The organism is Pseudarthrobacter sp. B4EP4b (assembly GCF_006680095.1).
Classification (GTDB): Bacteria; Actinomycetota; Actinomycetes; order Actinomycetales; family Micrococcaceae; genus Arthrobacter.
Genome location: NZ_VHIJ01000015.1, coordinates 25,461 through 34,379, shown reverse-complemented (window position 1 = coordinate 34,379; position 8,919 = coordinate 25,461). Strand labels below are relative to the sequence as shown.

Here is an 8,919-nt window from a genome sequence, read left to right as displayed (position 1 = left end):
ACCCCGCCCGCCCCTTGCGCAAGCTTGGATTCCTCACGATCGGCCTCTTCGATCCGGCGGATCCGGGCCCGGGCCACCAATCCACCTTGGAGATCATCGAACTTGGCGAGCGGCTCGGATTCGACAGTGCCTGGCTGCGCCACCGCCACCTGCAGTTCGGCATCTCCTCGCCCATAGCGGTGATGGCCGCAGCCAGCCAGCGCACCACCAGGATCGAACTCGGCACTGCAGTGACACCGCTCGGGTGGGAAAACCCGTTGCGCCTGGCCGAGGACCTGGCCACCGTGGACCTGCTCGCCGGGGGACGGATCAATCCCGGGCTGAGCGTCGGGGAACCGATGAACTACGACACGGTGAAGCACGAGTTGTACCCGGATTCCTCCGAAGCTGAGGACTTCAGCTACGCCCGCATGGATCGGCTGGCCCGTTTGGTTGCAGGGGAACCGGTGCGGGATTTTTCCGGCAAGCAAGGTGTGGTCGAGGAATTTTCCAACCGGGTGGAGCCGCATTCTCCCGGGCTGAGGGACCGTCTTTGGTATGGGGCAGGCAGCACGAAGTCGGCAGTCTGGGCCGGGGCGAACGGGTTCAACCTGCTCTCCAGCAGCGTGGTCTTCCCCGAAGCGGACCAGGAGCCGGACTTCGCCCTCGTCCAGCAATCGCAGATCCGGGCTTTCCGGGAGGCGGCACAAGGACATGGCGCGGCCCGCGTATCGCAGGGCCTGGTGGTGATCCCCACCGATTCGGCCTCGCCGGTCCAGCGGGAGAAGTACCAGCGCTACGTCGATGAACGCACTCCGCGCACCCGGGCCCCGCAGGGGCCCAAGGGCATGCTCTTCGCCCCGGACCTCATCGGCACCAGTCACGAAATCGCGGAACAGTTGTACGCCCACGCGGGATTTCAGGAAGTCGACGAGGTGGCGTTCGCCCTGCCTTTCAGCTTTGACCATGAAGATTACGTCCAGATCCTGACCGACATTGCCGGCAGCCTGGGCCCCGCCCTGGGGTGGACACCGGCCGAGGGCCCGCAGTAGGCGGCGGGACCGGACGCGTACCGGCTTGCGCCGGAAGTGCATTCGTGACGGGTTTGGCAATAGTGTGGCGGGGTGGGGACAAACACCGTCAATGGCGAACAGATCGACAGGCAGACACGCATTCTCGAAGCGGCGCTCGATCTGCTGTCCCGCCACGGTATTTCCGGCGTGAGCATGCGTGCCGTAGCGCGGGAAGCCGGCGTCGCCCTGGGCCTGGTGAACTACTACTACGACGATAAGACAAGCCTGATCCGCGCAGCCCTGCGGCGGGTGGACGAGCACGACCTGCTGCTGGTGGCACAAGACCCCTCCCTAACCGCCGACGAACAGTTGCACAAGGCCCTGCGGCGGGTTGCCGCCGCTGATCTCCTGACCACCCGCTACCTGTCCCTGCGCCTGCACCTGTGGGCCCTCGCGCAGGCCGACGAGGACTACGCGCAGATCAACGCTGCCGCCTTTGACCGCTACATCGACGGACTCGCGGCACTGGTCTCCAACGCCCAGCCCGGACTGTCGTGGGAGGAATGCAGGGCAAGGGCAGCGGACATTGTGGTGATACAAAACGGGATGTGGCTGACCTCGCTTCTTGGCGTGGACAAGGAGTCCATCAAGCGAAGCATCAGCCGTACGGAAGAAATCGCTTTCGCCCCGCCGCAGGCGCACGATCAAGCCGACAGCAAGAGCTCAAGTCCGCTTCAGGAGAACTAAAACCGCGCGCTTCCCGGCGCTGCAGCCCCCTCAGTCACATTGAACGCCTGTTCAAAAAAACTATTGAACAGGCGTTCAACATCGGCTACTGTCCTCCGTATGACTTACGCCACACCGTCTGCGGACGTGACAGCATCCACCCTCTTTATCAACGGTTCGTGGGAGCCGGCAGCGTCGGGCGCCGTCCGCCACATCCACAACCCGGCCGACGGCGAACTGGCCGCCACTGTCTCCGAGGCCGGCCGTGAAGATGCCGAGCGGGCCATCGCCGCCGCGCGTGCTGCCTTCGACTCAGGCATCTGGTCCAGTGTCCCGGCTCCCGAGCGTGGCACCTTCCTGCTCAAGGTCGCCGCCGAGCTGCGCGAACGCCGGGAAAAGTTCGCCCGCGCCGAGTCCCTGGACACCGGAAAGCGGATGGTCGAAAGCCGCATCGACATGGACGACATCGCCGCCTGCTTCGAGTACTTCGGCCGGCTGGCGGGGCAGCAGTCGGGCCGCGTGGTCGACGCCGGGAACCCCGCCGTCGCCAGCAAAATCGTCTACGAGCCGGTGGGCGTCTGCGGCCTCATCACTCCATGGAACTACCCCCTGCTTCAGGCCGCCTGGAAGATCGCGCCCGCGCTGGCCGCCGGCTGCACCTTTGTCCTCAAGCCCTCCGAACTGACCCCCTCCACCGCCATCCTGGCCATGCAGCTGCTGCAGGACCTCGGCCTGCCGGACGGCGTAGCCAACCTGGTGACCGGACCCGGCGCTGAGGCGGGCGCACCGCTCTCGGAACATCCCGCCGTCGACCTCGTCTCCTTCACCGGCGGCCTGGAAACCGGCAAGCGCATCGCCGCGGCCGCCGCCGGAACCGTCAAAAAGGTGGCGCTGGAACTGGGCGGAAAGAACCCCAACGTCGTGTTCGCGGATGCGGACTTTGACGCCGCCGTCGACAACGCCCTGAACGGAGCCTTCGTCCACTCCGGCCAGGTCTGCTCGGCGGGGGCACGGCTGGTGGTGGAGGAATCCATCGCCGAACGCTTCGTCGACGAACTGGTCCGCCGGGCGCAGGGCATCCGGCTGGGCGGCCCGTTCGACGAAGCTGCCGAAACCGGGCCGCTGATCTCCGCGGCCCACCGGGACAAGGTCCATGCCTATGTCCAGCGCGGCATCGAGGAAGGTGCGCGGCTGCGGTGCGGCGGTGCGGCGCCGGCCGGCGAGAAGTACGACGGCGGCTTCTACTACCAGCCCACAGTCCTGGACCGCGTCCAAAAGGGTATGTCCGTGGTCATCGATGAGGCGTTCGGCCCCGTTGTTACCGTCGAAACCTTCCGCACGGAGGACGAGGCTGTAGCCACCGCCAACGACACCATCTACGGACTGGCGGGTGCGGTCTGGACCCAGGACGCCGGCAAGGCACAGCGCGTGGCAGGCCGGCTCCGGCACGGCACCATCTGGATCAACGACTACCACCCCTACCTCCCGCAGGCCGAGTGGGGCGGCTTCGGCCAGTCCGGCGTCGGCCGCGAACTCGGCCCCACCGGCTTCGCGGAATACCAGGAGGCCAAGCACATCTACCAGAACACCAGCCCCCAGGTGACCGGCTGGTTCACTGACCACGGCAAGGAGAACTAGATGCACTTCGACAACATCGAGGACCTCGGCGAGCGCGGGTTCGACTACGTGGTGATCGGCGGCGGATCTGCCGGCGCGGCAGTGGCCGCCCGGCTGAGCGAGGATCCTGAGGTGACCGTGGCGCTGGTGGAGGCGGGCCCGGATGACCGCAACATCCCGGAAATCCTGCAGCTGGACCGCTGGATGGAGCTGCTCGAATCCGGCTACGACTGGGACTACCCGGTGGAACCGCAGGAGAACGGCAACTCCTTTATGCGCCACGCCCGCGCCAAAGTGATGGGCGGCTGCTCCAGCCACAACTCCTGCATCGCCTTCTGGGCTCCGCGGGAGGACCTGGACGAATGGGAATCCAAGTACGGCGCAGCCGGCTGGAATGCCGACGCCGCCTGGCCGCTGTACAAGAGGCTGGAAACCAACGAGGATGCCGGCCCGGACGCACCCCATCACGGGGACTCAGGCCCCGTGCACCTGATGAACGTGCCTCCGGCCGATCCTGCCGGCGTCGCGCTTTTGGATGCGTGCGAGCAGGCCGGAATCCCCCGCGCGAAGTTCAACACCGGAACCACGGTGGTCAACGGTGCCAACTTCTTCCAGATCAACCGCCAGGCGGACGGCACCCGCGCCTCCAGCTCGGTGTCCTACATCCACCCGATCATTGAAAGGGAAAACTTCACCCTGCTGACCGGCCTCCGCGCCCGCCAGCTGGTGTTTGACGCGGATAAGCGCTGCACCGGCGTGGACGTGGTGGACTCGGCGTTCGGCCGGACCCACCGGCTCTCCGCTCGGCAGGAAGTCATCCTGTCCACCGGCGCCATCGACTCACCCAAGCTGCTGATGCTCTCCGGGATCGGCCCTGCCGGGCACCTCGCCCAGCACGGGATCGAGGTCCTGGTGGACTCCCCCGGCGTGGGCGAGCACCTGCAGGACCATCCGGAAGGCGTGGTGCAGTTCGAAGCCAAACAGCCCATGGTGCAGACCTCCACCCAGTGGTGGGAGATCGGCATCTTCACCCCCACCGAGGACGGCCTGGACCGCCCCGACCTGATGATGCACTACGGCTCGGTCCCGTTCGATATGAACACCCTGCGGCACGGCTACCCCACCACCGAGAACGGCTTCAGCCTCACCCCGAACGTCACGCACGCCCGCTCCCGCGGCACGGTCCGGCTGCGCAGCCGGGATTTCCGGGACAAGCCGATGGTGGACCCCCGCTACTTCACGGACCCCGAAGGGCATGACATGCGGGTGATGGTGGCCGGCATCCGCAAGGCCCGGGAAATCGCCGCCCAGCCGGCGATGGCCGAATGGGCCGGGCGCGAACTGTCGCCCGGCGTCGAGGCCCAAACCGACGAGGAACTGCGGGATTACATCCGCAAGACCCACAACACCGTGTACCACCCGGTGGGCACCGTGCGGATGGGGCCGGTGGACGACGACATGTCGCCGCTGGATCCCGAGCTGCGGGTCAAGGGCGTTACGGGGCTGCGCGTCGCCGACGCCTCGGTGATGCCTGAGCACATCACCGTCAACCCCAACATCACCGTCATGATGATCGGCGAGCGCTGTGCTGATCTGGTCCGGGCGGACCTGATCCGCACCGGCCGGTCCGGCGAAACCATGGCCATCGAAGAAATGGAGCTCACCGCGTCCCTCGCCTGAGCGGCGGGGTCCGGCGGCAAGGCATACTTTCGCATACGCCACGGCCGGCCGGTCATCACTATCGTGCTTTTCTGATTTAGGAGTCCCACATGGCGGAACCCAGCAAGAGTATTGATTCAAGCGGCATGGACGAATTTGGTTATACACAGACCCTGGACCGGAGCATCGGCAAGTTTGCCAGCTTCGCAGCAGGTGTCAGCTACATCTCCATCCTCACCGGTGTTTTTCAGCTGTTCTACTTTGGTTTTTCCATGGCCGGCCCCGCGTACGCGTGGTCCTGGCCCCTCGTGTTCGCCGGCCAGCTGATGGTGGCCTTGTGTTTTGCCGAACTGGCGGGCCGCTACCCCGTGGCCGGATCGGTGTACAACTGGGCCAAGCGGCTTGCGTCCGGGACGTCGTCCTGGCTGGCCGGCTGGCTGCTGCTGTTGTCCTCCATCATGGCGCTGGGGTCCGTGGCGTTGGCCCTGCAGATCACGCTGCCGCAGCTTTGGTCCGGCTTCCAGTTTGTTGGTGACGGTACCGGCCCCTACGACTTCGCCATGAACGGGGTGGTGCTGGCCACCATCATGATCACCATCTCAACCCTCATCAACGCGTTCGGCGTGAAACTCATGACCAGGATCAACAGCATCGGTGTCTTCGTGGAGCTGGTGGCCGCGGTGCTGCTGATCCTCGCACTGGCCTGGCACGTGGTGCGGGGACCGGAGGTCTTTTTTGAGACCGCCGGCTTCGGCGAAGGCCACGATCTTGGCTTCTTCGGCGTGTTCCTGATCGGCGCCATGGCGTCCGGTTATGTGATGTACGGCTTTGACACCGCAAGCTCCCTGGGCGAGGAGACCAAGGATCCCAAGCGCACGGCCCCCAAGGCCATCATCCGTGCCGTCACGGCGTCCTTCGTGCTCGGTGGCCTCATCCTGCTCTTCGGCATCCTTGCGGCACCAGACCTTGCCGACCCCAAGGTGGGAGCTGCCGACGGCGGCCTGCAGCACATTGTGCTCTCTGTCCTGGGCGGGCCTTTCGGCAAGGCCTTCCTGGCATGCATTGTTGTGGCCGTAGTGGTCTGCACCCTCGCTGTACATGCCGCTGCAATCCGGATGATGTTCGCCATGGCCCGGGACAACAACCTCCCATTCAGCCGGCAGCTCAGCAAAGTGGACCCGGTCCGCAGGACCCCCACCATCGCCGCGATCGTGATCGGCGTGATTGCCGTCATCCCGCTGCTGGTCAACGTCATGCAGCCGGCCATTTTCACCATCCTGTCCAGCATCAGCATCGTCCTGATCTACCTGTCCTACCTGCTGGTCACCGTTCCGCTGCTCCGCAAGCGGCTGCAGAAGAAGTGGCCGCTCGCGGACGACGGCTCCGAGCCCGGCTTCAGCCTGGGCAAGTGGGGGCTGCCAGTGAACATCCTCGCGGTCGTGTGGGGCGGCGCCATGACCCTGAACCTGGTGTGGCCCCGGCCGGAAATCTATAACTCGGTGCCGCCGTTTGAGTGGTACCTGCAGTGGGGCGGGGTGATCTTCGTGGCCGCCGTCACCGGCGGCGGGGCCCTGCTCTACCGGCTGAAGATCCGCCATAAGACGGGTGTGCTGGCCGAGCATGCGGCGGCCGTGGCTGCCCATCCGTCTTCGGGGCCTGAGCGGCGCGAAGCTTCCGCTGAATCACAGGTGGTGGACGCCACGGTGGCTTAGGGCGGCTACATCCACCTGTCACCTAGGAAGGGTCGACGGCGGCACTCACCTGAGTGCCGCCGTCGACCCTTTTTGCGCACTAACCTACATTCGTCATAAGCATTTATTTATGCTTGTAATGACTGTCCAGCTGTGTAACGATGGTCACATAACCTCAAAAGAGAAGAGAAACGCCAGTGAAGGTCCACATGAACTCAGTCCGCAAACTTAGGGTCCACTGGCCCATCAGTGCCGAGACGTTCGGGCAGATAACGGCCGGCGAGGTGGCGGCGTTGACGAAGGACAGAGGGCTTGCCACGTTGCTTCAGGTTGTGGAGCAGTTCCAGGATCTGGGGGACTTCGGCAACTACAAGCATGTCTTCGAATCCGGGGTTGGCTTCGAGGGTTTCACGTGCGCCGCTGGAGCTACCCCCACGCTGGGAGAAGTGGGAGAACAAACCTTCTCGCCGACTTTCGTTTACACCACTTACTTCAGTGCCGCCCTTGATGACGCTGTGGTGGAACAGTTCGTTCGGCAGATCGTGGATATCCATCCATGGGAGCTGCCCGTTATTGAACTGACAGGGCCGGTGAGTGTTGCGGCCGGCGCCCAGGTTGAAGACTGTGAAGGAGCGGTGGCATCTTGACAGGAACCACTGCCGTTGGCATTTGGGCTGGCCTGCAGTCCCTGCTGCAAGGCGCGTCTTTTACTGATCTGACTCATTCGTTCCACCCGGGCCAGCCACATTTCCCGGCCTTCCCGAATGAAGTGCGGGAAGCACTTTTCGATGTGGAGAAAGGCGATGGCTTTACTGCCCATCGCTACTCGATCGTTGGGCAGTGGGGAACTCACGTTGATCCGCCGTCTCACTTTATCCGCGGAGGCAGGACACTGGATCAGATTCCGGTGGAGGAGATGATCCTTCCACTTGTAATTCTGGATATTACTGACCGCGTGAGCGGCAACCCCGATGCCACCCCCGTCCTGAAGGATGTTCAGGATTGGGAGAGCCGGAACGGCGCCATCCCGGAGGGCGCCTTCGTGGCCTTGCGCACCGGTTGGAGCAGGCGTTGGCCGGACCCGGAAGCAATGGCTAACCGGGATGCTGAGGGCTTGAGCCACACGCCCGGCTGGTCCCAGGAGGTGCTTGCCTTTCTGATTGAACAGCGGTCCGTTGCCGCCGTGGGCCACGAGCAAACCGACACAGATCCCGGTCTTGCCACGTCCATGCAGGACTTCAGCCTCGAAACCTACGTTCTGGCACAGGACCGCTGGCAGATCGAACTGCTGGCCAACCTGGACGGACTTCCGGAAGCCGGTGCTGTAGTCGTCGCAGCCTGGGCTAAGCCTCTGGGTGGCAGTGGCTTCCCGGCAAGGGTGTTCGCCATCTCGTGAAACAGTGGCTCGTTTAGAATCGGACGTATGTCAAAGATGTCCAGCATGGGCCGGGGAATCATGGCCGTTCTGGCAGCGGGATCGCGGCATGCACAGGGGTTTCCCGGGGGAACGGTAGCTGACATTGCCGCAGATCTGGGTAAGGATCGGAGCCAGGTGTCGCGCAGCCTGCGCACTGCCGAACTTGAAGGCTTCCTGCGCCGCACATCGCAGCGCGGCTTCGCCTTGGACTGGTCGCTGTACACGGACGCGCAATTGCTGTCCGGGCGGCGCTTGGAGATTGATGGTGCCGCTGCCCTCAACAGCCTTGCCCGGCAGACCGACGAGGGCTGCTTCCTTGGCGTGCTCAGCGGAAACAGCACGGTCACCATCGGTGAAAGTGTCCCGGAGAGCAGCAATATGGTGGGGTCCTGGCTGGGGAGGCCCTACCCCGCCTACTGCAGCGATGCCGGCCAGGCGCTGTTGTGGGAAGCGTCCGACGAGGAAGTGCATACCGTCTTTTCCGGTGTCGAGTTTGTCCGCCATGGACCAAATACGCCGACCAGCGTGGAGGACTTCCTGGCCCGGTTGAACCAGGCGCGGTCGCGCGGGTACTCCATCGTTGACGAGGAGGCGGAACCGGGCCTCTACTCGCTTGCCGTGCCTATTCGGGACTTCAAGGCAGACGTCGTGGCCGCCCTGCAGATTGTCGGCCCCAAAGTGCGCCTGGAACCCCGGCAAAAAGATTGCGCGGAAGTTCTGATGGTGCAGGGAAAGCAACTGGAGGAGGCCCTGGGCTACGTTGCCGAGAAGCTTGGCGCGTAGCCTTTGCCCAGGGACGGGTCAGGCGATGGGGCGA

At 64.6% G+C, this 8,919-nt stretch carries 8 protein-coding genes; all 8 read left to right on the top strand.

Annotated elements, in window-relative coordinates:
• Positions 1 to 1,031, top strand: a 1,031-nt coding sequence (locus FNL14_RS05610; RefSeq protein ID WP_142058352.1) for an LLM class flavin-dependent oxidoreductase, incomplete at its 5' end; no start/stop codon positions are given.
• Between the two features lie 72 nt (positions 1,032 to 1,103).
• Positions 1,104 to 1,739 (top strand): TetR/AcrR family transcriptional regulator, encoded by a 636-nt coding sequence (locus FNL14_RS05605; protein WP_142058350.1) that lies wholly within the window; start codon positions 1,104 to 1,106, stop codon positions 1,737 to 1,739.
• A gap of 99 nt (positions 1,740 to 1,838) precedes the next feature.
• Positions 1,839 to 3,356 carry an aldehyde dehydrogenase family protein gene (locus tag FNL14_RS05600; RefSeq protein WP_142058348.1) on the top strand — a complete coding sequence of 506 codons (1,518 nt, stop codon included), beginning with the start codon at positions 1,839 to 1,841 and terminating at the stop codon, positions 3,354 to 3,356.
• Entirely contained in the window at positions 3,357 to 5,015 is a 1,659-nt protein-coding gene (locus tag FNL14_RS05595; RefSeq protein ID WP_142058346.1) for a GMC family oxidoreductase, read from the top strand.
• Positions 5,016 to 5,104: 89 nt separating this feature from the next.
• Complete coding sequence (locus tag FNL14_RS05590; RefSeq protein ID WP_142058344.1) at positions 5,105 to 6,706, top strand: APC family permease; 1,602 nt, start codon at positions 5,105 to 5,107, stop codon at positions 6,704 to 6,706.
• A gap of 188 nt (positions 6,707 to 6,894) precedes the next feature.
• Complete coding sequence (locus FNL14_RS05585) at positions 6,895 to 7,332, top strand: hypothetical protein (RefSeq protein ID WP_091421896.1); 438 nt, start codon at positions 6,895 to 6,897, stop codon at positions 7,330 to 7,332.
• The gene (locus tag FNL14_RS05580; RefSeq protein WP_370455798.1) at positions 7,329 to 8,081 is read left to right on the top strand and encodes a cyclase family protein; all 753 of its coding nucleotides are present in this window, start codon (positions 7,329 to 7,331) and stop codon (positions 8,079 to 8,081) included. Before FNL14_RS05585 ends, FNL14_RS05580 begins: the two co-directional genes overlap by 4 nt.
• 27 nt (positions 8,082 to 8,108) lie before the next feature.
• Positions 8,109 to 8,885 carry an IclR family transcriptional regulator gene (locus FNL14_RS05575; RefSeq protein ID WP_091421751.1) on the top strand — a complete coding sequence of 259 codons (777 nt, stop codon included), beginning with the start codon at positions 8,109 to 8,111 and terminating at the stop codon, positions 8,883 to 8,885.
• Positions 8,886 to 8,919 lie beyond the last annotated feature (34 nt).

Coding starts and splice junctions, on each gene's coding strand:
- FNL14_RS05575 (WP_091421751.1), top strand. CDS start 8,109: ATGTCAAAGATGTCCAGCATGGGCCGGGGAATCATGGCCGTTCTGGCA.
- FNL14_RS05595 (WP_142058346.1), top strand. CDS start 3,357: ATGCACTTCGACAACATCGAGGACCTCGGCGAGCGCGGGTTCGACTAC.
- FNL14_RS05600 (WP_142058348.1), top strand. CDS start 1,839: ATGACTTACGCCACACCGTCTGCGGACGTGACAGCATCCACCCTCTTT.
- FNL14_RS05590 (WP_142058344.1), top strand. CDS start 5,105: ATGGCGGAACCCAGCAAGAGTATTGATTCAAGCGGCATGGACGAATTT.
- FNL14_RS05585 (WP_091421896.1), top strand. CDS start 6,895: ATGAACTCAGTCCGCAAACTTAGGGTCCACTGGCCCATCAGTGCCGAG.